We start from the raw sequence: 23,102 nt of genomic DNA on the forward strand, positions 1-23,102 counted from the left end.
AGTGGCCAGCGGCGATGGCTTCGTCCGATGCGCGTGCGGCCAGTGGCACTGGGGCAGGTACGGCGCGGCGGGGCTGTTACTGAGCGATCCGGAGCGCAGGGTGCTGCTGCAGCACCGCGCCCGTTGGGTGCATCAAGGAGGCACCTGGGCGCTGCCCGGCGGCGCCCTGCGCCGCGCCGAGTTCCCGTGGGACGCTGCGGTGCGGGAAGCGGGCGAGGAAGCCGACGTCCCGCCCGACGCGGTGGAGCTGACCGCGAGCGTGGTGGTCGATCACGGGAACTGGCGCTACACCACGGTCCTGGCCACGGCCCGGCGGCCGGTGGCCGCGCGCGCCGTGTCCGCGGAGGCGGCGGGTATGCGCTGGGTGCCGGTCGAGGAGGTCGCCGGCTACCCGCTGCACCGGGACTTCGCCGCAGCGTGGCCCAAGCTGCGGGAACACGTGGGCAGGCGGCTGGTTCTGGTGGTGGACGCGGCCAATGTCATCGGGTCACGGCGCGACGGATGGTGGAAGGACCGGGCGGGCGCGGCCGCCCGCCTGCGCGACAAGCTGGCCCGCCTGGCGGGCGCGGGCATTCCGGCGGGTTACGACGGGTTGCCCGGCTGGGGCGAGTTCAGCTGGTGGCCGGACGTCCGGCTGGTCGTGGAAGGCGACGCCCGTACGACTGCGCCGGCCGACGGCGTCGAAGTCGTCGCCGCACCCGAGGACGGTGACTCTGCGATCGTGGCCGAGGTAGCTGCGGTCCGGTCCGAGCGCGCCGACGACCACCTGGTCGTGGTGACTGCGGATCGTCGGTTGCGCGCGCGGGTGGAAGAGGCCGGTGCCGTCGTCGTCGGGCCGCGCACCCTGAACGCGATGCTGGATGAGCTGGACTGACCCGTCAAACGCGCCACAGCGCCCTGGGCGCCGTGCGACGTGTCACACCGATCGTGCATTCCTAGTGACCGGCGAGCGCCACCGCGACCTGGGCGGCGAGCCGTGCGTTGACCAGCACGAGTGCTTCGTTCACCCGCACGCTGACTCCTTCGCTGGCCCGGTGGAAGTGCTCCAGCATCGCCGGGGTCACGTCCGACCCTTGCACGCTGCGGTCGTGCAGCAGCGTCATCGCCTCACGCAGCAGCCGTTCGTGCAGCTCGTGGTCCATCTCGGCATCCGCAGGCACCGGGTTGGCCAGCAGCATCCCAGAGCTGCTGATCCGGCTATGCGCGGCGAACACCGCGGCGGCTTCCGCCGGGCTCTCGACCCGCCACGACACCCGGTGTCCTGAGGAGCGGAGATAGAACGCGGGAAAGTCGTCGGTGCGGTACCCGACGACGGGGACCGAACGGGTTTCCAGGGCTTCCAGCGTCGCCGGGACGTCCAGCACCGACTTCACGCCCGAGCTGACCACCAGCACCCCGGTCGTGGCCAGCGCATCGATGTCGGCGGAGACGTCCCAGCTCACCTGGCTGTCGCCGACCGGCCGGTGGACCCCGCCCAGCCCGCCGGTGGCGAAAACGCGGATGCCGGTGGCGTGGGCAAGTGCGGACGTGCTGGCCACGGTGGTCGCGCCGGTCCTGCCGAGGGCGACGGCCGGGCCGAGGTCGCGGGTGGACAGCTTCACCACGTCGTCGCCGGTGCACAAGGCGTGGATCTGATCGCCGGTCAACCCGACCGTCGGCGTGCCCGACAGCACGGCGATGGTGGCGGGCACGGCGCCCTCCGCTCGCACCACTTCCTCCAGGCGGCGGGCGATGGAGAGGTTGTCGCCCGGGGGAAAGCCGTGGGCCAGCAGGGTGGACTCCAGCGCGACGACCGGGCGCCCGGCGGCGACGGCGTCGGCGACCTCGTTCGACATCTCGATGCGCACGCACGCATCATGGCCCACCGGGCGATGATCGATGCGGCCGGTGCTCGATCGCGTGCCAAGGGCGCCGTCGGTACCCCGGCGGGCAGTTTTGGCGGGGCGCCCGGGTTGGTGTCGTCCGGAGGCCGGTGCTGCGGCGGCAGTTTTGGCGGGATGTCGAGTTCGTGGCAGGGGTGCTGCCGGTGCTGCGGCGGGCAGTTTTGGCGGGGCGCCCGGGTTGGTGTCGTCCAGAGCCCGGTGTGCGGCACAATGGACCCGTGGCTACTACTCAGGTTCTCCCCGACGTCGACACTCGACCGGAAGGCACCGACGCCACCGACAACGACTCGCCGGATCTGTTCCACTACGTGCGGAAGAACAAGATCGCCGAGAGCGCGGTGCTGGGTACCCACGTGGTGGCCCTGTGCGGTGAGGTGTTCCCGGTGACCAAGACGCCGAAGCCGGGGTCGCCGGTGTGCCCCCGATGCAAGGAGATCTACGAGAGCTTGCCGCCCGGCGGGGACGACAACGACTGATGTCGGCCGTGGCCAGGGGAGTCGCCCGGCAGTCCGCGGCCGTCTCGAGGCGCTGAACCCGGGTCGTCGGTGGTCGCTTCGCCCACCGGTGGCCGTTCGCCGTGCGGCGTCTGCTCCGGCTGATTCCTTTCCTGCGGCTGCGTGTCTTGACTCGGCGGCTGCGGCGGCGTGGCCGGATTTCGTGTCCGGGGCTGCGCGGCCTGATCCGATGTGGGCGGCTGCGCGGTCCGGCCTTCTGCCTGCGGCCGCGGGGCCTGTGCCTGGTTCGTGTCCTGTTCCGGCGGCCGGTTGGGCCTGCGCAGCGGCGCGGTGGTGCGTTCCCACAGGCTGCGGGCGTTGTCGGCCTTGAGCTTCTCGTTGGCCCGTTCCAGTTCGAGCTTGCGCCAGCGGCGGCGCTGCCGCCGGGTCGGCTTGGCAGGCCACAGCTCCTGGATCGCGCTGTTGAAGTACGCGCCGACCACGATGCCCATGCCGATGAAGAACAGGAACAGCAGGAACGCCACGAACGTGGCCAGCGCGCCGTAGGTGTAGCCGGTGGCGGTGATGATCTCCAGGTAGAACCGCAGGCCGGAGCTGGCCAGCAGGAAGATGATCATGGCCAGGACCGCACCGGGCAGCCCGCGATGCCACGGCAGCTTGCGCGGCAGTGCCACCTTGTACAGCGTGGCCAGCGCCAGCACGATCAACACGCCGAGGGTCGGGTAGTACAGGATCGACACCCAGGTGGCGATGTTGTCCCGGATGTCGGTGGGGAACAGCTCGGGCAGCAGCTCGGGGCCGATGGCGATCAGCGGCAGGCCGATGACCAGCAGGATCAGGCTGGCCACGTAGAGCAGCAGGGCGAAGATGCGCTGCCAGACGCTGTTGCGCACCCCGTACTGGTCGTGCGCCACGGTGATGGCGTCGACGAACGACGACATGGCGGACGAACCGGCCCACAGCGCGATCAGGAACCCGACCGAGGCGATCGCCGCCTTGCCCTCGGTGAGCATGTCCTCGACCGTGGGCTGCACGATGTTGCGGACCACCTCGTCGCTGAAGATGTTTTCGCAGATGGTGAGGATCTGCTGGCCGACACGGTCGGCGACGTCCCTGCCGAACCAGTCCTCGACGTAGCCCAGCAGGCCGAGCAGCCCGAGCATCAGCGGTGCCAGCGACAGGGCCTGCCAGAAGCCGGCTTCGGCCGACTCGGAGAAGAAGTTGCCGTCCCACGCCTTCTGCAGCGTGCGCCCGATCAGCCGCCCGACGCCCTTGCGGCGTGCCCGCGGCTGCTCGGCCGGCTTCCGCTCGCCCTGTGTCGTCATAGCGAGTCCAGCATGCTCCATTCGAGCCACTTTGGCTCGGTGACATTCTCGGCGTGTCCACCCGGACCGTCACGCACGGGTCCCAGGTACGCTCGTTCGGGCGCCCTCACGCACGCGCTCGACAGGCCGGTCGACGATGACGGCCGGCGAGCCGGCGCCTCAGAGCCTGTCATCACCGACGGTACCGGTCCGTGAGGGTCTTCGTCCGTCTGACGTGTGATGTTGCGCCCGTGCCGGGCACGAGCCTGCGAGGAGGATGGCTTGTCCCAGGACGCGTTCGTCGCGCCGGAACCAGCCCATGACGCCACCGCTCGTCCGCTGCGCGCCTGGCAGCGGCGTGCCCTGACCAAGTACCTGGCCACCAATCCGCGGGACTTCCTGGCGGTGGCCACGCCGGGGGCGGGCAAGACCGTCTTCGGGCTGCGCATCGCCGGGGAACTGCTGTCCGACCGCACGGTGGACGCGGTCACTATCGTCACGCCCACCGAGCATCTGAAACACCAGTGGGCGGCGTCCGCGGCCACGGCCGGGATCCCCATCGACTCGAACTTCCGCAACTCCGACGGCACCGTCTCGCCCGACTTCCGCGGCGTGGCGCTCACGTATGCCCAGGTGGCCGCGCACCCCACGCTGCACCGGGTACGGACGGAGAACCGCAGGACGCTGGTCATCCTCGACGAGATCCACCACGGCGGTGACTCGCGTTCCTGGGGGGATGCGATCCGGGAAGCGTTCACCCCCGCGGTACGCCGACTGGCGCTGACCGGCACCCCGTTCCGCAGTGACGACTCACCCATCCCGTTCGTGCACTACGAGCCGACCGGCGACGGGGGCATGCGCAGCGTGGCCGACCACACCTACGGCTACGCCGAAGCACTCGCGGACGGCGTGGTGCGGCCCGTGGTGTTCCTGGCGTACTCGGGCGAGGCACAGTGGCGCACGAGCGCCGGGGAGGAGTTCACGGCACGCCTGGGCGAGCCGATGACGGCCGAGCAGACCGCCCGCGCGTGGCGTACCGCGCTGGATCCGCGCGGTGAGTGGGTGCCCGCCGTGCTGCACGCCGCCGACGTGCGCCTGGAGCAGCTGAGGGCGTCGGGCATGCCGGACGCCGGTGGCCTGGTCATCGCCAGCGATCAGGAATCGGCCCGCGCCTACGCGAAGCTGCTCCGCAGGGAGACGGGTGTGGACCCGGTGGTGGTGTTGTCCGACGACCCCACCGCGACGCGCAAGATCGGTGAGTTCGCCGAGTCCGACGACAAGTGGATGATCGCGGTGCGCATGGTCTCCGAGGGCGTCGACGTGCCCAGGCTGGCCGTCGGCGTGTACGCCACCAGCGCGTCCACGCCGCTGTTCTTCGCCCAGGCGGTGGGCCGCTTCGTACGGGCGCGCAAGCCGGGGGAGACGGCCAGCATCTTCCTGCCCAGCGTGCCGGTGCTGCTCGAACTGGCCAGCCAGCTGGAGGCGCAGCGCGACCACGTGCTGGGCAAGCCGCACCGGGAGAAGGACGGCTGGGACGACGAACTGCTCGCCGCCGCGAAAGCGCGCCGGGACGAGCCGGGGGAGCAGGAGAAGGGGTTCACCTCGCTGCACGCTTCGGCCGAGCTGGACCAGGTGATCTACGACGGCAACTCGTTCGGCACGGCCGCATTGGCCGGATCCGAGGAGGAGCAGGAGTACTTGGGCCTGCCCGGCCTGCTCGAGCCGGAGCACGTGCGGGCATTGCTGCGCAAGCGGCAGGAGGAACAGCTGGCTGCGGAGCGACGGAAGGCCAAGCAGGCCGCCAAGCAGGAGCCGGAGCAGAAACCGCGGCCTGCCGCGCCCGCCACCGCGGCGGAACGGCGCAAGGCGTTGCGCAAGGAGCTGAACGCCCTGGTGGGCCTGTATCACCACCGCACGGGCAAGCCGCACGGGCAGATCCACGCGGCGTTACGGGAGGCCTGCGGCGGGCCACCCACCGCCATGGCGACGATCGAACAGCTCGAGGAGCGGATCGCCACGCTGCGCAGCTGGTAGCGGCGGCCCGCGGCGTCGGCGGCCGGGTCCCGCGGCGCGCGGCCGCAGGGCGGGTTCCCACGGCCCCGCCCGTCGCGGGGCGAGCCACCGCGAGCGTCCGGCGAGCGGCCCCGGACACGGCGCGAGGCGGGGACCCGATGGGATCCCCGCCTCGCGGTAGGTCTTGCTCAGTGGTGGTCAGCCGTGCTGGATCTCGACCTCCAGCTCCTTGAGCTTGGCTTCGTGCTGGCGCGCGTGGTGTCCGCAGAACAGCAGCTCGCCGCCGGACGGAAGCACGGCGCGAACCTTGGCGGCCGCTCCGCAGCGGTCGCAACGGTCGAGGGCGGTCAGGGCGGGGCGGGTGAGTGTCGATGGGGTCATGAGGGTCTCCCTCCATCCGTCCCGGCATCGGCGATGCCAGCGCGTAACGCGGTGTGCGTTACCTCTACTGTTGCAGACGAATTCCGTAGGGCAAGTGTTCCCCGCAAGCTGGGACGTTGGTCACGCGCCGGTATCGGCGAAGGGCTCCCGACGTGCTCTTTTCGGCCGGATCACCACCCCGCCATTCGGGTGTTTTCGCACGTCAGGCACCATGCGCAGGGTGAGGCGCATACCGGTAGGACACCTCGTGTCGCGGGCCCCGGCACCGGCGCTGTTCGTTGTCAGCGGAATTTCCATGTACGTCGGCGCGGCGATGGCGGTCTGGCTGTTCGACGTCGCATCTCCGTCCGGCGTCGCGTGGCTGCGTTGCCTGGGCGCGGCGATCGTGCTGCTGGCATGGCGTCGGCCTCCGCGTGCCGCATGGCGCGGCAGGTCGCTCGTGCTTGCCGGGACGTTCGGCACCGTCACCGCCGGGATGAACGTGGTGTTCTACGAGGCGATCGCCCGGCTGCCGCTCGGCACGGCGGTGGCCATCGAGTTCGCCGGTCCGGTCACCGTGGCCGCTGTCGGGTCGCGGCGGCTGCGCGACGTCGGAGCCTTGCTGCTAGTGGCGCTGGGCGTGGTGCTGATCGCCGACGTGCAGCTGGAGGGGAGCCCGCTGGGCGTGCTGTTCGCGCTGGCAGCCGCCGCGGCCTGGGCGGGCTACATCGTGCTGGGAAAACGGGTGGCGCTGGCCCCGGACGGCGTCTCCGGGCAGGACAGCCTGGCGGTCGGCATGGCCGTGGCCACCGTCGTGCTGTCCCCGCTGGCGGTCGGCACCGGCCCGGTGTGGGGCTCGGCCGAACTGCTCACCATCGGAGTCGGCGTCGGGGTGCTGTCGACCGTGGTGCCGTACGCGCTCGACCAGGTGGTGTTGCGGCGTGTCGGGCAGACGTCGTTCGCTTTGCTGCTGGCGCTGCTGCCGGTGACGGCCACAGCGATCGGGTTCCTCGTCCTGGCGCAGATTCCGGCCCCGGTGGAGGCGGTGGGCATCCTCGCGGTGGTGTGCGGCCTGCTTGTCCGGTCGCGCGACGACCAAGCCGCGGGCGAACCGCCTTAGTGCGCCACGCGATCCACCAGCAGGCGTTTGAGGATCTTGCCGGTGGTGTTGCGCGGCAACCGGGTGAGGAACGTGACGTCCCGCGGCACGGAGAAACGGGACAGCCGCTGGTGGATGTAGGAACGCACCATCGCCGGGTCCAGCCGGGCGCCGGGCTTGGGCACGATGAACGCCGCGAGTCGCTGACCGTACTCCTCGTCCGGGACGCCGACCACGGCGACCTCGGCGACCTGCGGCAGCGCGGCGATCGCCTCCTCGACCGGGCGGGGGAAGACGTTCTCGCCGCCGGAGATGATCATCTCGTCGTCGCGTCCGGAGACGAACAGCCTGCCGTCGGCGTCCAGGTAGCCGAGGTCCCCGGTGTCCATCAGGGTGTCCTTGACCTCCGGCGGCTCGTCGCCAGCGGTGTAGCCGTGGAACGGTTGCTCGTTGCCGACGAAGATGCGCCCGACCGCGCCGCGCGGGACCAGCAGCCCGTCGTGGTCGAGGATGGCCACGGTCGACCCCAGCGGCGGGTGCCCGGCCGTGGTGGGGGCGACCCGCAGGTCGGTCGGGCTGGCCGTGGCGGCCTGGGACACCTCGGTGGAGCCGTAGAAGTTGTAGAGGATGTCGCCGAAGGCGTCCATGAACTCGGTGACCAGCGTGCCCGGCATGGCCGATCCGCTGCTGGCGACGATCCGCAGGCTGGAGGTGTCGTACCTGGCGCGCACCTTCTCCGGCAGGTTGAGAATGCGCTGCAGCATGATCGGCACCGCCATCAGGGCGGTCACCCGGTGCTGGTCGATCGCCTGCAGGCAGCGTTCCGGGTCGAACCGGTCCTGCAGGACGACCGTGGCCCGCAGCGGCGTGCTGATCTGCAACGCGCCCAGCCCCCAGGTGTGGAAGATCGGCGCGGAGATCAGCATGGTGTCCTCGGCCCGCAGCGGCAGCACGGACAGCATGGCGGCCACGCTGATCCAGCCCGGCGGAGTGGCACGTTTGGCGCCCTTCGGTGTCCCGGTGGTGCCGGAGGTCAGCACGATGAGCAGCCCGTCCCGCTCCGGCGTGCGGAGCGTCCCGCGCGGTGCCTTGTCGACGAGATCGTCCAGCGTCGCCCTGCCTGCCACGCCGCTGGGCGCGATGGCGCTGATGCGGGTGACCGTCGGCGGCAGGTACTGCACCAGCGGCTCGAACTCGTCGTCGGTGATCAGCACCCGGATGTCGTGACGCTCGACGATCTGCTCGATCTGCCTGCTGGCCAGCCCCGTGTTGAACAGCACGGCGTCGCAGCCGAGCATGGCGCAGGCGACCGCGGTGAGCACGAAGCCGCTGTGATTGCGGGCCAGGATGCCCACCGTGGCCTTGGTGTCCACACCCATGTCGGCCAACGCCCTGGCCAGCCGCTGCGACCGGTCGTAGACCTCGCCGAAGGTGAGGGTGCGGCGGTCGTCGACAACGGCGATGCGCTCCGGGCTCCGCGCCGCGGCGGCGGCATATCCGCCTGCCACCGTGAATCCCCACCGGCGCAGCCGGTTCAGCTGCCGGAGTCCGCGTAGCGGGTGCGACGCCTCGAGGATCCCGGCGTCCAGCAGGGTCTTGACGATCTTGCGCTGGATCTGGGCGGGTGATCCGCCGGTGGTGATCGGGACGTCGGGCTTGCCCGCCAGGTAGTCGTCGATCCGCCGCAGGCCGTCCCGCACCCAGCGGTGGATCGCCGTCCGGCCGTGCTGCCCGCCGAAGTCGACCCCTTGCGGCTTGGCCACCACCACGGTGACCTGGGTGCCGCCGTTGCTGGCGTCGGCCAGGGACACCGACACCCAGCTGTCCGATTCGCCGACACCGGCCAGGACGAGTTCCTCCTGGGGCTGGTTGGCGGCCAGCCGGGCGAGGTATTCCGCTGGATGCCCGCCGGAGGACACCGCCGAGATCACGTAGTGCGGGTCGCCGGCGTTGTTCGGCAGGTGGGTGATGGTGCCGAGGCTGCGGAAGAACCGCGGGTACAGCTCCGGCTTGCCGATGACGTCCCACACCGCGGCGCGCGGGTGGTCGAGCACCATCTCCACCGTCACGTAGTCGGACGGCACCCGATGTCCCGGTCCAGTCACCGCTCACCCACCCGTTTGCCTCGGCAAAGGACATTCCTAGCGAGTCGGCGCGTGCCGGGTCAAGAGCTGCGGGTATGCCCCTGGGCGAGATGTGGCCGCTGGGCATGGGGTGGGGATGGGCACTGGTGTGAGTCGGCGCGTTCCGGGCCGGGGGTGGCGGGTGCGGGGCCGTGGTGGGTGTTTCTGGTGGTGTGGGTCGGCGGGGTTTGCGCGGGGTCGGTGGGTGGGCTGTGGCGGGTGAAGGGTGGCGAGGCCGTAGTGGGCGCCACCGGCGGCATGGGGCAGCAAGGGTCACGTGGACCAGCGTCGGCTGTGGCGGGTGAGAGGCGTCGGGTAGGTCGCCCGGGCGAGGCGGCGCAGGGGCCATGGGGCCGGACGGGCACGCGTGCCCGCGAGCGTTTTCCCGGGACGAGGGTAGGCCGGTCAGCTCACCGGAATGTCGTCCTTGTCGGTCTGGTCGCCGTTGCCCGGGGCCAGGTGCGAGTGTTTCCTGCCGTAGGCGAAGTAGATGACCATGCCCAGCCCCAGCCACACGGCGAACCGCAGCCACGTGATGACGTCCAGGTTGAGCATGAGGTAGAAGCAGGCAGCCGCCGTCAACGCGGGCACCACCGGGGAGAACGGCACCCTGAACGGACGCCGCAGGTCCGGCCGCTGCTTGCGCAGCACCGGAACGGCCACCGCGACGATGATCATCGCCGACAGCGCGCCGATCGAGACCATGTCGGCCAGCTCGTCGATCGGCACCAGTGCGGCCAGCACGCCCACCAGCACCGCGGCACCGACGGTCATCCGGTGCGGGGTGCCCCACCTCGGGTGCACCGTGCCCAGCTGCCGCGGCAGCAGGCCGTCCCGGCCCATCGAGAAGCCGATGCGGCCGATGGTGACCAGCTGCACCAGGATGACCGAGGTCAGGCCGGTGACCGCGCCCAGCGAGATGATCCCCCCGACCCAGGACAGCCCGACGGCGTCGAACGCCTTGGCCAGCGGGGCGCCGGAGTCGATCTCGGCGTAGGGGACCATGCCGGTCAGCACCAGCGAGACGCCGACGTAGAGCACCGCGCAGATGCTCAGCGCGCCGAGCAGCCCGATGGTCAGATCGCGCTGCGGCCGCCGGACCTCCTCGCCGAGGTTGGCCAGCGCCTCGAACCCGGTGTAGGCGAAGAAGACCACCGCGGCGGCGGTCAGCAGGCCGATGGTGCCGTACATGGTCGGCTCGATGCCCAGCCCGGCCTCGATGATCGGTTGCTTGAGCACGTCCGGCGCTTCCGCCTGCCGCGATTCGGGCACGAACGGGCGCCAGTTGGCCGCGGTCACGAAGAACGCACCGATGCCGATCACCAGCACGCAGACGATCAGCTTCACCACCACCAGCGCGTTGGTGAACAGCGCGGACATCTTGATGCCCACCACCGCGACCACGGTGAGGATGGCCAGGATCAGCACGGCGCCGACGTTCACCACCGCCTCCTCGCCGAACAGCTCCGGCGGCAGGCCGAACAGGTCGGCGAGGTATCCGGACCAGCCACGGGAGACGACCGCGGCGCCGAGCGAGAACTCCAGCAGCAGGTCCCAGCCGATGATCCACGCGAAGCCCTCGCCGAGCGTGGCGAACGCGTAGGTGTAGGCGCTGCCCGCCGTCGGCACGCTGGAAGCCATCTCGGCGTAGCAGATGGCGGCCAGGGCGGCCACCACCGCGCCGATCACGAACGACAGCGTCACCGCGGGCCCGGCGTGCTGCTTGGCCTCGACGCCGGCCAGGGTGAAGATCCCGGTGCCGATGATGATGCCGACACCGAAGCCGATCATGTCCTTCGCGCCGAGCCGTTTGCGTAGCCCGTCCTTGCTCTTGCCCCGGTCGAGGACGGCCGAGACGCTGATCGTGCGGCGGAAAGCGCTCGTCATGCGGTGGACGTTAGAAGATCGCCGACACCCTCGCATCCCGGTTGGGCACGACTGTTCGGAGAGTCCGAATTCGCCCGTGTGGTCTTGGCTACGCCGGAGGCACGTCGGTGCGCAACGGCAGGTGCTCGGCGGCCAGGATCGCGGCCTGCACGCGCGACTGCAGCCCGAGCTTGGCCAGCACCCGCGACACGTGCGTCTTCACCGTGGTCTCGCTGATGGCCAGCTTTCTGGCGATCTGCGCGTTCGACAGCCCGTCGCCCAGGCACGCCAGCACGTCGCGTTCCCGTTCGGTGAGATCGGCCAGCCCGCGCGGCTGCTCCGGCTCCGGCCTGCTCACCTCGGCGAACGCGGTGATCAGCTTGCGGGTGACCTGGGGGGCCAGCACGCCGTCGCCCGCGGCCACCAGGCGGATGGCCTCGACCAGCCGATCCGGCTCGACGGACTTCAGCAGGAATCCCGCGGCACCCGCGCGCAGTGCGCCGTAGACGTACTCGTCCAGGTCGAACGTGGTGAGCACCAGGACCTGGCAGTCACCTGTCGCGGTGATCTCCCGGGTGGCGGCGATGCCGTCCATGCCGGGCATCCGGATGTCCATGAGCACCACGTCCGGCCGTAGCGCGCGGACCTGGTTGATCGAGGTCCGGCCGTCGGCCGCCTCGCCGACCACGGTGATGTCGTCGGCGCCGTCGAGGATCATCGCCAACCCGGCCCGGATCGCCCCGTGGTCGTCGGCAAGCAGTACGCGGATGCTCATCGGTCACCGTCCCCGTACGCGCCACCGGACCGCACAGGCAGCGAGGCGCAGACCAGCCAGCCCCGTCCGCCGGGCCCGGCCTGCACGGTTCCGCCGACGGCTTTGGCACGTTCTCGCATGCTCAGCAGCCCGACACCGCCTGCCTGCTGGCCGGCGATCCTGCTGGTCTCGTCGGACAGCTCGTTGGTCACCACGATCTCCACCTTTCCGTCGCGCCTGCGCAGCGTCAGCTCGGCACGGCACCCCGGCGCGTGTTTGATGGCGTTGGTCAGTGCCTCCTGGGCGATGCGATAGGCGGTCAGGTCGACCGCGGCGGGCAGCTGGGTGGCCTCGTCCAGTTCCGTCCGGACGTCGACGGTCATGCCGCTGGCCCGCGCGGATTCCACCAGCTTCGGCAGATCGGCAAGGCCGGCGGGTGCGGTCGCGCCGTCGGTTTCCGCTCCCTCGGTGCGCAGCAGCCCGATCATGGCACGCATTTCCGCCAGCGCCGCCACACTGTTGTCCCGTACCGCTTGCAGCACCGTGGTGATCTGGTCGGCGCGTTCCGGGTGTTTGGCCATGTTCAGCGCCGCGGCGGACTGGATGGCGATGGCGGACAGGTGTCCGGCAACGACGTCGTGCAGGTCACGGGCCATGCGGGCGCGTTCGTTGGCGACCGCGGCCTGCCGGTCCAGTCGGGCGATCTCGGCCAGCTGTTCGGCGTTGGCGCGCTCCGACTCGGCGATCTCCCGTTGTTGCCGGACGTTGGTCGCCCACCACACCGGGATCACCAGGAACGAAGCGAGCGCGGCCAGTGCCGCCACCCCGGCACGCCAGTCGGACGCCACGACCAATGCCAGTGCCAGGCCACCGATGATGGTCACCGCGACCGCGGGCACCATGGCCCTGCTGAGCCGCTGTGACCCGTACAGGGTGGCCGCGAACAGCAGATCGGAGAACACCACCATGACCGGCAGGGTCAGCCCGAACCAGGCGTCGACACCGACCATCAGCAAACCCGCCGCCAGACCGACCCCGGGCGCCCGGCGCCGCGCCAGCTCGATCAGGCAGAACGCGCCGAAGACGGCGATGCGCCACCACGGAAGCTCCGGCTCCGGCGGCGCGAACAGCCGGTAGAGGCCGGACGCGTACAGCAAACACCCCAGCAGGAACATGCCTGCCGCGATGAGTGCGTTCTGCTGCCAGATCGGCAAGGCGCGATACAGCGACAGGGGAGCAGGCAGCCTTCCCGCGGACACGTCCCCATCACAGCACAGGCCCGCTGACGCCACCTCCTACGAAGTGATGACGCCGACCTCATGCTGCCGGCCGATGGCAGGCGGGCATGCCGCAGCCATCGTCGATGACGTGCAGAACGTCGTCGACTTCATGACCGCCAATCCCATGGCGATCGTCATCGCCGCCGGAGAGATCGGCTTCTGGGTGTGCGTCGTCACGGGATTGGCCGCCCGTTATCTGCTGCGCATGCGCCGGACGAGCACCGTGTTGCTGGCTGCGACGCCGCTCATCGACCTGCTGGTGCTCGTCGCCACCATGGTCGATCTGGCCGACGGCGCGCTCGCCACCACGGTGCACGGCCTCGCCGCGGTCTATCTGGGGTTCAGCGTGGTCTTCGGGCCCAGCATGATCCGCTGGGCGGACGCGCGCTTCGCGCATCGGTTCGCCGGCGGGCCCGCGCCGGGCAAGCAGCGCCGTGACTGGTCCGGCCGGGTCCGCCACGAATGGACGCAGTGGGGCAAGTGTGTTCTTGCGTGCGCCATTGCCGCGGCGATCATGCTGGTGCTGATCTTCGTCGCCGGTACCCCGGAGCAAACCCGGGCGCTGTGGGCCGACGGCGGTTGGGTGCCGCGGCTGGGGCTCGTCGTCGTCATCTGGCTGGTCGCGGGGCCGGTATGGGAGCTGCTGTCCCGGCCTGGCGCCGGGGACCGTACCGCTGCGGCAGGCGACGAGACCGCGGGCGCGGTAGAGCGGGGCAGGCGATGATCGGGCTATTGGGGATCCTGCTGGTGGTGCAAGGCGCCGGTGGCCTGATCAACCGCGCGGCGGGCAGCGACGCCAAGAGCTGGTTCGTGCAGTTGCACGTGTTGCCGCCCAGCATGCACGTCGCGGCCAGCATGCTGATGCTGCTGGTGGGAGCGGCGCTTGCGGTCGCGGGGGAGCGCAAGCGCAAGGGGAAGGGTGCCGGCACCGGCTGATGGCCGGCACGACGAAGGGCCGGCGGGGAGACCGCCGGCCCTTCTCGTTCGCCTGGAGTGCGTCAGTCGAGGTAGTCGCGCAGCACCTGGGAGCGCGACGGGTGACGCAGCTTCGACATCGTCTTCGACTCGATCTGCCGGATCCGTTCCCGGGTGACGCCGTAGACCTGGCCGATCTCGTCCAGCGTGCGCGGCTGCCCGTCGGTGAGACCGAAGCGCAGCCGGACCACGCCGGCCTCCCGCTCGGACAGCGTCTGCAGCACCGACTGCAGCTGGTCCTGCAGCAGCGTGAACGAGACCGCGTCGACGGCGACCACCGCCTCGGAGTCCTCGATGAAGTCGCCGAGCTGCGAGTCGCCTTCGTCGCCGATGGTCTGGTCCAGCGAGATCGGCTCGCGGGCGTACTGCTGGATCTCCAGGACCTTCTCCGGGGAGATGTCCATTTCCTTGGCCAGCTCCTCCGGGGTGGGCTCGCGCCCCAGGTCCTGCAGCAGCTCGCGCTGGATGCGGCCGAGCTTGTTGATGACCTCGACCATGTGCACCGGGATGCGGATGGTGCGGGCCTGGTCGGCCATCGCCCTGGTGATCGCCTGCCGGATCCACCACGTGGCGTAGGTGGAGAACTTGTATCCCTTGGTGTAGTCGAACTTCTCCACCGCGCGGATCAGGCCCAGGTTGCCTTCCTGGATCAGGTCCAGGAACGCCATGCCGCGGCCGGTGTACCGCTTGGCCAGCGAGACCACCAGCCGCAGGTTGGCCTCCAGCAGGTGATTCTTGGCCCGCTCGCCGTCCCGCACGATCCATTTCAGGTCGCGGCGCAGCTGGGTGGGCAGCTCCTCGCCCTCCTCCTCGGCCTGCCGCAACCGCTCGGCGGCGTACAGCCCGGCCTCGATCCGCTTGGCCAGCTCGACCTCTTCGGCCGCGTTCAGCAGCGCCACCTTGCCGATCTGCTTCAGGTAGGCGCGCACCGAGTCGGCGGAAGCGGTCAGCTCGGCGTCCTTGCGCGCCTGCCGCAGGGCCTCGGACTCCTCCTCGTCCCAAACGAAGTCCTCGCCCTTGTCCGCGTCCTTGCCGACCTCGTCGTCGTCGAGGTCGTCCGCCAGGTCGCCGTCCACCACGTCGACCTCGACCTCGGCTTCGAGATCGGAAAGGTCCGGAGTCTCGTCGACGAGTTCGGCGTCGTCGAGCTCGGGCTCGGTCGCTTTCGCGGCCTTGCGGCTCTTGGCGGTCGACTTGGTCGTTCGCTTGCGGCCCTTCGCCGCGCCGGACTTGCCCGCGTCGACGCCGGACGCGCTCTTGGCCGCTTCGTCCTTCGCCGACGACTTGGTCCCGCGCCTGGTTGCGGTCTTTGCGACAGCCACTGACACCCTTTCGCAGCTTCGTGATCTGCTACGCCGAGGAAAACGACCTCAGCTGCATCAGGTTTCGGGGTGGGCACCCGCCTGCGGCATGACTATCGACCGATCCACCCGCCGACAGGGCCACGTTCCATTGTAACGACGATCGCGCCTTCCTCCGAAGTGCGCGTGATCGGCCGGTGATCCGCTCGTTGCCGGCCACGCCCACCCGGCTAGTGCGCGATCCCCTCGGCGACCGCCGCGGCGGCGCCGATGATGCCCGCCTGGTTCTGCCTGGTCGCCACCGTGATCGGGGTGCGGATCTGCAGCAGCGGCACCCATTTCTCCGCCTTCTTGCTGACGCCGCCACCGACGATGATCAGGTCCGGCCACACCAGGTTCTCCAGTACCGACAGGTACCGGTTGACGCGCTTGGCCCAGTCCGGATAGCTCAGCCCCTCGTTCTCCTTCGCCGACGCCGCCGCCTTGGTCTCGCCGTCGTGCCCGTCGACTTCGATGTGGCCGAACTCGGTGTTGGGCACCAGCCTGCCGTCGACGAACAGCGCGCTGCCGATCCCGGTGCCGAACGTCAGCAGGAGCACCACGCCGCGGCGGAAGCGCTCGTCGCCGAACCGGACCTCGGCGATCCCCGCGGCGTCGGCGTCGTTGAGCACGCCGACGTCCTCCGGCTCCCTGCCCAGCCTGCGCGCGAACAGCTCGTCGGCGTCCACGCCGATCCATGCCGGATCGATGTTGGCCGCGGTGTGCGTGATGCCACCCTTGACCACGCCCGGCACGGTGATGCCGATCGGGCCCTGCCAGTCGAACGTCTCCACGATCTCGGCGACCACGTCGGCGACTGCGTCCGGGGTGGCCGGCTGCGGGGTGGGGATCTTCAACCGGTCGCCGTGCAACCGGCCGGTGGACAGGTCGACGAGGGCCCCCTTGATGCCGCTGCCGCCGATGTCGACGCCGAACCCCATGCCACCGTCGGTGGAGGGATCCTGCGCACGTCGCGCGGCGGCTGTCGTGGTGTGTCGGGCCATCCGGCGGTCCTTCCCGCTCGATACCTGGAAGCGTTGTCTGCTCGACTTTAGCCACGTCCGCGGTGTGCCGGACGCGAGGTGTGCGCCTGCCGGACGGGTGTGGTCGGATAGTCGGGTGAGCAGTCACGAATGGGCAGAACTGGCCACGATCGCCGAGCAGGTGGCCGTCGAAGCCGGCCAGCTGGTGTTGCGCGCGCACCGCGACCGGTGGGAGTCCGGCGCGGGCGCGGGCGAAGACGGTCTGCAGGTCGACACCAAGTCGACGATCACCGACCTGGTCACCGCGGTGGACAAGGCGTCCGAGCGCCTGATTCGCACCCGATTGAGTGAGCTGCGACCGGGTGATCCGGTGCTGGGGGAGGAGCACGGCGCGGACGGCGAGGCCGAGCCGGGCCGGGTGGCGTGGGTGGTCGACCCCATCGACGGCACCGTCAACTTCGTCTACGGCCTGCCCGAGTTCGCCGTGTCGGTGGCCGCGCAGGTCGACGGGCAGTCGGTGGCCGGCGCGGTGGTCGACCCGGTCGGCGGGCGGACGTGGACCGCGTGGCGGGACGGCGGTGCGTGGCTGAACGGAACGCGGCTGCGCGCCTCGGCGGTGCAGAAGTTGGAGCTGAGCCTGGTGGCCACCGGGTTCGCCTACGACGGCGAGCGCAGGCTCCGGCAGGCCGATCTGGTCCGGTCGCTGATCGGCCGGGTGCGGGACATCCGGCGCGGCGGGTCGGCGGCACTGGACCTGTGCGCGGTCGCCACCGGCTGGGTGGACGCCTCGTTCGAGAACGGCCTGTCCCGCTGGGACTGGGCCGCGGGCGCGCTGGTCGCGCAGGAGGCGGGCGCCAGGGTCATCGTGCCCGGGCAGGACCCGGCGCTCGGTGACGGGACGTTCGCGGCCGCGCCCGGTATCGCCGACGAGCTGTACCGGGTGCTCGTGGAAGCCGGGGCAGCGCGCATCTGACGGGCGGGACACCTGGCACCGGGGTCCCTCCGCGGCGCAGCCGGGATCTCCGGTGCCGGGTGACTGCGCGGCCTCGACGGCACTGACGGCACTGACGGCACCGACGGGACTGACGACACGTCCGGGATCGACTGTGGCCAGGGACGCGATCACCGGGCGAACGAGTGAGCAGGACCGCCGGCCGGTGCGGACGGTACGGGCCGGCGGACGGTCAGCACTGGCCGCTGCGGGCGGCCGCCAGCAGCTCCTTGCTCAGCTGCGGTTTGTCGTCGTTCGCCGACAACTCGCTGGACCGGCCGCGATACTTGTCCGCCCACTGGCTGAGCGCTTCCAGGGCGGTCAGCGCCTCCCGGCGCGGCCGCACGTCCACGAAGTCCTCGCCGATGGCCAGGTCGACGCTCGCACCCTTGCGCTCGTCCTTGACCAGTTCCAGGCACGGGTCGATCAGGCTCAGCGTGCGCGCGGCGGCCTCGCCGTTCTCGCCGAACCGGATCTGGCCCCGGCACGCCGGCTTCTCACGGTTCTCGTACGCCTTGTCGTTGGCGGGCTTGCCGACCCTGGTGAAGCCGATGTTGCGCAGCGACTCGGTCACCAGCGCGGCCTGCCGCCGCTTGCCGCTGGCGTTGAGCACCCGCACCCGGACCTCCTCCGGAGGGATCGGGTCGACGTGGTCCAGCGCGTCATGGCTGAGCGAGGTGTAGATCATGCCCGGCGGGGCCGATGCGGGCGGCTCGCAGCGGATCGCCTCGTCGATGTTGGCGCTGTCGTTGAGCACCTTGAACCAGATCAGCGCGGACGCGCCGCCGAGGATGACGATCAGGATGAGCGCGGGCAGGGGACGGTACTTTCGGTACGGGCGTGTGGTGCCCCCTGAGATCCCCGACCGCACTGGTCCGCTTCCTTCCACCCGATCGCCGCTACCCACCCAGAGTGTCTGTGTTCTTAGGTTAGGCGTTACCGCCACCGATCGCTGGTTCGACCGCGACGTGTCCCCCGCGTGATCTCGGTCGCTTTCCCGCCTGGGACCCTATTGTGGCGTTGACCACGTGAAGATCGTGTAACCACGCCGCACCGGTTGATCGACGACACGGTGCGTGACCATCGACGTCGGCTCTCCGTAGTCACCCACCAGGGCTAATGTCGACGTGACACGGCTATCAGCACAGGGTGTGGCCTTGCCCGTGCCGAGCAGGCGTGAGCTACCCTCTGCTGGCTCCGGAGGGGTCGAGGAAGAAATTTCTGGTGGGCTCCGGGCACAAAAACGGGTACTGGAACGTTATCCAGCGCACGGGCATGACCCGACGTCGGACGGGCCTGCCGCCGAAACCAGACGAGAGAACGAGCAGCGCAGGGGTGAGAACCATGGCGACCGACTACGACGCTCCGCGCCGCAGTGAAGCCGACGAGCTGGCTGAGGACTCGTTGGAGGAGCTGAAGGCGCGCCGCAACGAGACTCAGTCCGGTGTGGTGGACGTCGACGAGGACGCGACCGCGGAGGGCTTCGAGCTTCCCGGTGCCGACCTTTCCGGGCTGTCCGGAGAGGACCTCACGGTCAAGGTGGTGCCGAAGCAGGCCGACGAATTCACCTGTTCGGTGTGCTTCCTGGTGCACCACCGCAGCAGGCTGAGCGAGGAGCGCGACGGGCAGCCGGTCTGCCGCGATTGCGCCTGAGAGGCTCCCCGGCAACGCTGTGACGGCGGTTGGCTTGCGGGCCTGAAGGAGCAAGGCCTGAACTAGTCGGAAAAAGAACGAAGGCGGTCCCTCGGCCGACATGGCCGGGGGACCGTCGCATGTTCGGCGACGCTTGCATGGGCAGAGGCCGCACCCCTGCACCCTGCTCGGGCGGGGACGGCGGAGTCGCGCTCGTTCGGCGGATGTGGCCGGACTGCTCCCGTTTGTGTCGTCCACAGCGAGCGGAGAGCAGATGACGTGGGCAGCATCGCGCTCGACACGACGGGCTGCGACGAGCTTCAGTGTGCGGCCGCAGTCTTCGGGGCGCCGGGGATTCCTCGGGTCCGTTCAGCTGGATCGGATGGCCGGATTCGCCGTGCTGCGGTCCGGTCAGCCGGTGTGGTTTCCGCTTCCGTGACACCGGCGAGCCCGCGGGTCCGCTCAGTGTGGATCGGCGGCCGGGTTCGCCGCACGCAGCAGCTCGGCCAGCCGGTGCGGCTTGCGGGTGCTGAACAACCAGTACGGCGTCGGGTCGTCCGGGTCGGTCAGGTGGACCCGGACCATGGTGCCGATCCAGCCACGGTGCACCACGTAGGCGGCCGGATCCAGCTCCGGGCCCATGGCCTTGCGCTTGGCGTCCTTCTCGACGACGTCGACCTGGCCGACGAATCGCACCGGAAGCCGCGCGTCACCGGCGTGCAGCTCGGTGTCCTGACCGGTCCGCACCAGCGCCACCTTGGTCATGCTCATCCGCACCAGGACGAACACCGCCAGCGGCACGAGCACCAGGTACGGCAACCACACCGGCACGGCGGGGAAGCCCATGTGGATCTCCGCCGCGATCAGCACCGCGGCGGCCAGCGGCAACGGCCATGCCCACCAGGCGACGTAAAGGCGTTCGGAGTACAGCGCCTCCGCTGCGGGCCGCGGTGCCCGGCGCGCTGCCACCGCCTGCTCCTCGCCCGGGGTGTGTGCGGAGTCGGCCATGCCGTTCAGAGTAATGTCGTGGCGAACCAGCAGCAGGAGTGGTGTCGAGGGAGTGTCTGTGTCATCGGTAGAGGTCCGTCTGACGCGTCTTGACCCGGATGCTCCGCTTCCCACCTACGCCCGGCCGGGCGACGCGGGCGCCGACCTGGCGACGATGACCGACGTGGTCATCCCGCCGGGGGAGCGTGCGGTGGTCGGCACGGGTATCGCGATCGCGCTTCCTCCGGGGTACGTCGGGCTGGTGCACCCGCGCTCCGGGCTGGCGGCGCGCGTCGGCCTGTCGCTGGTGAACACGCCGGGCACGATCGACGCCGGTTACCGCGGGGAGATCAAGGTGTGCCTGATCAACCACGACCTGCGCGAGCCGATCACGCTGTCCCGGGGGGACCGCATCGCACAGCTGCTGGTGCAGAAGGTGGAGCAGGCACGGTTCGTCGAGGTCCCGGCAGGCGAGCTGGGCGAGAGCGAACGGGGCACCGGCGGCTACGGGTCGACCGGCGGGCACGCCAGTCTGGCCGCAAGCGGCGGCAGTCTGGCCGCAAGCGGCGGCCCGGATCTGGCTGACGGCAATGGAGAGGTGAGGTAGCAGGTGGTGCTCGGTCGCAAGCGCCGCAAGAAGCAGCATCGCCGCGGGCGGCACGCGCTGCCGGACGACGCTGAGCCGATGTACGGTCGGCAGACCCTTCCCGCCGAGGAGGAGGACGAGGAACTCGTCCCGGAGGAGGGCCCGTACGACGTCGAGGTGGCACCTGAGGACGACATCCCGCGCATGGACCTCGGGTCGGTGCGGATCCCGGTGCCGGACAACTGCCAGGTCCAGGTGGAGATGGACCAGGAATCGGGGCACGTGCGCGCGGTGCATGTGGTGACGCCGCACGGCCAGGTCACCATCAGCGCGTACGCCGCGCCGAAATCCAGTGGCATCTGGTCCGAGGTGTGCACCGAGCTGGCCGAGCAGCTGCGCTCGGACGGGGCGATCGTGCGCACGCTGACCGGGGACTGGGGCAAGGAGTTGTCGGCCAAGATGGGCGACATGGCGCTGCACTTCATCGGGGTGGACGGGCCGCGGTGGATGCTGCGCGGCGTCATCGCGAGTCCCAAGCACGTCGCGGAAGGGGCACCCGCGCAGCTGCGCGCGCTGATGAAGGAAACCGTCGTGGTGCGCGGATCCGGGCCGATGCCGGTGCGCACCCCGCTGCCGATCAAGCTGCCGCCGGCGATGGCGGAAGCGATCGCCCAGCAACGCGGTCAGGCCTGAGCAGGGTCGTCGCCGTCGGCGGCCGCCTTGGCGAGAGCCCGCACCGCGGCGTGACCGAGGATCGCCCGGTCTCCGCCGAATCGGTCGAAGGAGATTTCCACCAGCGCCGCCTTGGGCATGAGCTCCTGCCACTGCCGGGCGACGTCCACCGGGTGGACCGCGTCGCCCACGCAGCCGACGAGCCCGGCCGGAACGGCCACCCTGGCCAGCTCGTCGCGCTTAGGACCGGGATGGCGGGCCGCCGCGCCCAGCCCGTCCAGCAGGACGTCGCTTTGCCTGCGCCACGCGCGCTTCAGCTCCGCGGCGAGCCAATACGGCACGTCACGCGTGGCAAGCTCGAGCGCACGGGAAAGTCCGTAAGCCCGGATCAGGTCGGCCGACGTGCGAGCGGCCAGCGCGGCCGGCGCGGAGTCATCACGGCCGATGTAGGCGGGCAGGCAGGCGAGAATGCCGGTGCAGCCGCCCGGCCGGCTGGCCGCCCATTGCACGGCGACATGGGCGCCAAGTGAGACGCCGCCGACCAAGAGCCTGCCGTTGGTCTCCTCGGCCGCCGCGTCGAGCGCCCTCAAGTAGTCGGTCACGACCGGCGCTCCGGGGCGATGCGGCCGCAGCTCGACGCCTGCGGCAGCCATGGCAGGGCCGAAGGCTTCCCGGAGGAACACCTCGTCGGATCCGCTGCCGGGAAGCAGCACGGCGAGTCGGGCGGGCGGCTGGCTCATGCAGGCTCACGACGATCGTTCGGGCACGGGCATCGGCCTATTGTGCGCAATGCTCCGGTGACGGGTGACCACCCGGCCACATGCCTGGTCGTACCCTGAAGGGGCACCGGGCAGGCGCGCCCATGGTGCTGTGTGCGACCACCGACGACGACTTGTAGGTATCTCCGTGAGTGCAGACCCCGAGGCCACGCCCGACAAGCAGAACCGTCCGGACCGGTCGGGACCGGCGAACGCCCGGACGGACGAGCCGCCGGCCGGGCGGGGCGGGGGCGCCGGGCAGGACGAGCGCGAGCCGACCCTGTTCGAGCAGATGGGCGGCGTGGCGGGGATGATCTACTCCGCGGTGCCGGTCGTGGTCTTCGTACTGGCCAACTCGCTGTGGGGGCTGATGACCGCCATCTGGTGCGCGGTCGGCAGCGCGGTGGCCATCACGGTCGTGCGGCTGGTCCGCAAGGAGTCGCTGCAGCCTGCCGTCTCTGGCCTGTTCGGGGTGGCCATCGCCGCCTACATCGCCTACCGCACCGGGACGGCCAAGGGGTTCTTCCTGTTCGGCATCTGGCAGAGCCTGGTCTACTGCGGCGGGACGGTGCTGTCGGTGCTGATCCGGTGGCCGCTGGTCGGCGTGTTCTGGAACTTCGTCAACGGCGCGGGCACCAGGTGGCGGAAGGACCGCAGGTCGCTGCGCGACTACGACATCGCCACGCTGGCGTTGGCCGCGGTGTTCGGATCGCGGTTCGTGGTGCAGCGGTGGCTGTACGAGGAGGACCTGACCGGCTGGCTGGCGGTGGCCAAGATCGGCATGGGCTTCCCGCTGTTCGCGGCGGCGCTGGTGGTGATCGTGTGGGCCATCCGGCGCTCGGACAAGCGGCTGGCGGCGGCGATCGAAGCCGAACGGCGCGCCGAGGAGAAGATCGAAGCGGAACTGCGTGCTCGCTACGGCGAGACGCCCGCGCAGTCCGAACCGGGACACGCGTGACGACGACCGTACCGGCCCGCGCCTTCGCCCGTGGGGTGTGCTTTCGTCCACACCGCCCCCGGCGGCTGGTGGGCGGGTGAAAC

23 protein-coding genes are annotated in these 23,102 nt (G+C 70.5%); 11 read left to right on the forward strand and 12 right to left on the reverse strand.

Annotated elements, in window-relative coordinates; translation table 11 throughout:
• The first annotated feature begins 1 nt into the window (after position 1).
• The gene (locus tag YWY_RS0114550; protein WP_028848205.1) at positions 2-874 is read left to right on the forward strand and encodes an NUDIX domain-containing protein; all 873 of its coding nucleotides are present in this window, start codon (positions 2-4) and stop codon (positions 872-874) included.
• A gap of 61 nt (positions 875-935) precedes the next feature.
• On the opposite strand, the gene YWY_RS0114555 is transcribed toward YWY_RS0114550, so the two are convergent.
• Positions 936-1,835 carry a pseudouridine-5'-phosphate glycosidase gene (locus YWY_RS0114555; RefSeq protein WP_038045378.1) on the reverse strand — a complete coding sequence of 300 codons (900 nt, stop codon included), beginning with the start codon at positions 1,833-1,835 and terminating at the stop codon, positions 936-938.
• Between the two features lie 266 nt (positions 1,836-2,101).
• Here YWY_RS0114555 and YWY_RS0114560 point away from each other — a divergent pair, with 266 nt between their 5' ends.
• On the forward strand, positions 2,102-2,359 hold the full coding sequence (locus YWY_RS0114560; protein WP_028848207.1) for a DUF3039 domain-containing protein: 258 nt from the start codon (positions 2,102-2,104) through the stop codon (positions 2,357-2,359).
• Here the strand turns inward: YWY_RS0114560 and YWY_RS22150 are convergent.
• Positions 2,320-3,663 (reverse strand): YihY/virulence factor BrkB family protein, encoded by a 1,344-nt coding sequence (locus YWY_RS22150; protein ID WP_156899244.1) that lies wholly within the window; start codon positions 3,661-3,663, stop codon positions 2,320-2,322. The genes YWY_RS0114560 and YWY_RS22150 overlap by 40 nt on opposite strands.
• Positions 3,664-3,924: 261 nt before the next feature.
• Here YWY_RS22150 and YWY_RS0114570 point away from each other — a divergent pair, with 261 nt between their 5' ends.
• A complete protein-coding gene (locus YWY_RS0114570) occupies positions 3,925-5,676 on the forward strand; it encodes a DEAD/DEAH box helicase (RefSeq protein ID WP_028848208.1) in 1,752 nt (583 codons plus the stop codon).
• A gap of 177 nt (positions 5,677-5,853) precedes the next feature.
• Here YWY_RS0114570 and YWY_RS0114575 read toward each other — a convergent pair whose 3' ends face one another.
• Positions 5,854-6,036 (reverse strand): DUF7455 domain-containing protein, encoded by a 183-nt coding sequence (locus YWY_RS0114575; RefSeq protein ID WP_028848209.1) that lies wholly within the window; start codon positions 6,034-6,036, stop codon positions 5,854-5,856.
• A 295-nt stretch (positions 6,037-6,331) separates the two neighbouring features.
• Here YWY_RS0114575 and YWY_RS0114580 point away from each other — a divergent pair, with 295 nt between their 5' ends.
• Positions 6,332-7,135, forward strand: a complete 804-nt coding sequence (locus tag YWY_RS0114580) for an EamA family transporter (RefSeq protein ID WP_038045084.1) — start codon at positions 6,332-6,334, stop codon at positions 7,133-7,135.
• Here the strand turns inward: YWY_RS0114580 and YWY_RS0114585 are convergent.
• From YWY_RS0114585 to YWY_RS0114600, 4 genes are all read right to left on the reverse strand, one after another.
• Complete coding sequence (locus YWY_RS0114585) at positions 7,132-9,219, reverse strand: AMP-binding protein (protein ID WP_245566677.1); 2,088 nt, start codon at positions 9,217-9,219, stop codon at positions 7,132-7,134. The genes YWY_RS0114580 and YWY_RS0114585 overlap by 4 nt on opposite strands.
• A gap of 423 nt (positions 9,220-9,642) precedes the next feature.
• Positions 9,643-11,124 (reverse strand): APC family permease, encoded by a 1,482-nt coding sequence (locus YWY_RS0114590; protein ID WP_051310240.1) that lies wholly within the window; start codon positions 11,122-11,124, stop codon positions 9,643-9,645.
• Positions 11,125-11,212: 88 nt separating this feature from the next.
• Positions 11,213-11,878: a response regulator gene (locus YWY_RS0114595; RefSeq protein WP_028848213.1), complete on the reverse strand. Its 666-nt coding sequence runs from the start codon at positions 11,876-11,878 to the stop codon at positions 11,213-11,215.
• Positions 11,875-13,116, reverse strand: a complete 1,242-nt coding sequence (locus tag YWY_RS0114600) for a sensor histidine kinase (RefSeq protein ID WP_245566678.1) — start codon at positions 13,114-13,116, stop codon at positions 11,875-11,877. The genes YWY_RS0114595 and YWY_RS0114600 overlap by 4 nt, the downstream gene beginning before the upstream one ends.
• Before the next feature lie 73 nt (positions 13,117-13,189).
• On the opposite strand from YWY_RS0114600, the gene YWY_RS22155 reads away from it, so the two are divergent.
• Complete coding sequence (locus YWY_RS22155) at positions 13,190-13,861, forward strand: hypothetical protein (RefSeq protein ID WP_245566679.1); 672 nt, start codon at positions 13,190-13,192, stop codon at positions 13,859-13,861.
• A complete protein-coding gene (locus YWY_RS0114610) occupies positions 13,858-14,073 on the forward strand; it encodes a hypothetical protein (protein WP_028848215.1) in 216 nt (71 codons plus the stop codon). Before YWY_RS22155 ends, YWY_RS0114610 begins: the two co-directional genes overlap by 4 nt.
• Positions 14,074-14,135: 62 nt before the next feature.
• Here YWY_RS0114610 and YWY_RS0114615 read toward each other — a convergent pair whose 3' ends face one another.
• On the reverse strand, positions 14,136-15,434 hold the full coding sequence (locus tag YWY_RS0114615; RefSeq protein WP_028848216.1) for an RNA polymerase sigma factor: 1,299 nt from the start codon (positions 15,432-15,434) through the stop codon (positions 14,136-14,138).
• 209 nt (positions 15,435-15,643) lie between these two features.
• Positions 15,644-16,393, reverse strand: coding sequence for a polyphosphate--glucose phosphotransferase (ppgK, locus tag YWY_RS0114620; protein WP_028848217.1), 750 nt, complete (start codon positions 16,391-16,393; stop codon positions 15,644-15,646).
• Between the two features lie 178 nt (positions 16,394-16,571).
• On the opposite strand from ppgK, the gene YWY_RS0114625 reads away from it, so the two are divergent.
• Entirely contained in the window at positions 16,572-17,408 is an 837-nt protein-coding gene (locus YWY_RS0114625; RefSeq protein WP_038045085.1) for an inositol monophosphatase family protein, read from the forward strand.
• A gap of 211 nt (positions 17,409-17,619) precedes the next feature.
• Here the strand turns inward: YWY_RS0114625 and cei are convergent, their stop codons facing one another.
• Entirely contained in the window at positions 17,620-18,297 is a 678-nt protein-coding gene (gene cei / locus YWY_RS0114630) for an envelope integrity protein Cei (RefSeq protein WP_028848219.1), read from the reverse strand.
• A gap of 473 nt (positions 18,298-18,770) precedes the next feature.
• Here cei and YWY_RS0114635 point away from each other — a divergent pair, with 473 nt between their 5' ends.
• Entirely contained in the window at positions 18,771-19,079 is a 309-nt protein-coding gene (locus YWY_RS0114635; protein ID WP_028848220.1) for a DUF4193 domain-containing protein, read from the forward strand.
• Positions 19,080-19,520: 441 nt separating this feature from the next.
• Here the strand turns inward: YWY_RS0114635 and YWY_RS0114640 are convergent, their stop codons facing one another.
• Positions 19,521-20,066: a DUF3093 domain-containing protein gene (locus YWY_RS0114640; RefSeq protein WP_084609266.1), complete on the reverse strand. Its 546-nt coding sequence runs from the start codon at positions 20,064-20,066 to the stop codon at positions 19,521-19,523.
• 58 nt (positions 20,067-20,124) lie between these two features.
• Between YWY_RS0114640 and dut the strand changes: the two genes are divergently transcribed.
• Positions 20,125-20,652 (forward strand): dUTP diphosphatase, encoded by a 528-nt coding sequence (gene dut, locus YWY_RS22160; protein WP_051310242.1) that lies wholly within the window; start codon positions 20,125-20,127, stop codon positions 20,650-20,652.
• A gap of 3 nt (positions 20,653-20,655) precedes the next feature.
• Complete coding sequence (locus tag YWY_RS0114650) at positions 20,656-21,324, forward strand: DUF3710 domain-containing protein (RefSeq protein WP_425426132.1); 669 nt, start codon at positions 20,656-20,658, stop codon at positions 21,322-21,324.
• Here YWY_RS0114650 and YWY_RS22165 read toward each other — a convergent pair.
• Complete coding sequence (locus tag YWY_RS22165) at positions 21,315-22,043, reverse strand: alpha/beta fold hydrolase (RefSeq protein ID WP_038045086.1); 729 nt, start codon at positions 22,041-22,043, stop codon at positions 21,315-21,317. The two genes, YWY_RS0114650 and YWY_RS22165, sit on opposite strands and share 10 nt — an antisense overlap.
• 166 nt (positions 22,044-22,209) lie before the next feature.
• Between YWY_RS22165 and YWY_RS0114660 the strand changes: the two genes are divergently transcribed.
• Positions 22,210-23,019 carry a DUF3159 domain-containing protein gene (locus YWY_RS0114660; RefSeq protein WP_425426133.1) on the forward strand — a complete coding sequence of 270 codons (810 nt, stop codon included), beginning with the start codon at positions 22,210-22,212 and terminating at the stop codon, positions 23,017-23,019.
• Positions 23,020-23,102 lie beyond the last annotated feature (83 nt).

Source organism: Thermocrispum agreste DSM 44070, assembly GCF_000427905.1.
Taxonomy (GTDB): Bacteria; Actinomycetota; Actinomycetes; order Mycobacteriales; family Pseudonocardiaceae; genus Thermocrispum; species Thermocrispum agreste.

What these genes read in the sequence shown, in the direction of transcription:
- YWY_RS0114555 (WP_038045378.1), bottom strand. Translation starts at nt 1,835, where the DNA reads ATGTCGAACGAGGTCGCCGACGCCGTCGCCGCCGGGCGCCCGGTCGTC.
- YWY_RS22150 (WP_156899244.1), bottom strand. Translation starts at nt 3,663, where the DNA reads ATGACGACACAGGGCGAGCGGAAGCCGGCCGAGCAGCCGCGGGCACGC.
- YWY_RS0114575 (WP_028848209.1), bottom strand. Translation starts at nt 6,036, where the DNA reads ATGACCCCATCGACACTCACCCGCCCCGCCCTGACCGCCCTCGACCGT.
- YWY_RS0114580 (WP_038045084.1), top strand. Translation starts at nt 6,332, where the DNA reads ATGTACGTCGGCGCGGCGATGGCGGTCTGGCTGTTCGACGTCGCATCT.
- YWY_RS0114590 (WP_051310240.1), bottom strand. Translation starts at nt 11,124, where the DNA reads ATGACGAGCGCTTTCCGCCGCACGATCAGCGTCTCGGCCGTCCTCGAC.
- YWY_RS0114595 (WP_028848213.1), bottom strand. Translation starts at nt 11,878, where the DNA reads ATGAGCATCCGCGTACTGCTTGCCGACGACCACGGGGCGATCCGGGCC.
- YWY_RS22155 (WP_245566679.1), top strand. Translation starts at nt 13,190, where the DNA reads ATGGCAGGCGGGCATGCCGCAGCCATCGTCGATGACGTGCAGAACGTC.
- YWY_RS0114610 (WP_028848215.1), top strand. Translation starts at nt 13,858, where the DNA reads ATGATCGGGCTATTGGGGATCCTGCTGGTGGTGCAAGGCGCCGGTGGC.
- ppgK (WP_028848217.1), bottom strand. Translation starts at nt 16,393, where the DNA reads ATGGGGTTCGGCGTCGACATCGGCGGCAGCGGCATCAAGGGGGCCCTC.
- YWY_RS0114635 (WP_028848220.1), top strand. Translation starts at nt 18,771, where the DNA reads ATGGCGACCGACTACGACGCTCCGCGCCGCAGTGAAGCCGACGAGCTG.
- YWY_RS0114640 (WP_084609266.1), bottom strand. Translation starts at nt 20,066, where the DNA reads ATGGCCGACTCCGCACACACCCCGGGCGAGGAGCAGGCGGTGGCAGCG.
- YWY_RS22165 (WP_038045086.1), bottom strand. Translation starts at nt 22,043, where the DNA reads ATGAGCCAGCCGCCCGCCCGACTCGCCGTGCTGCTTCCCGGCAGCGGA.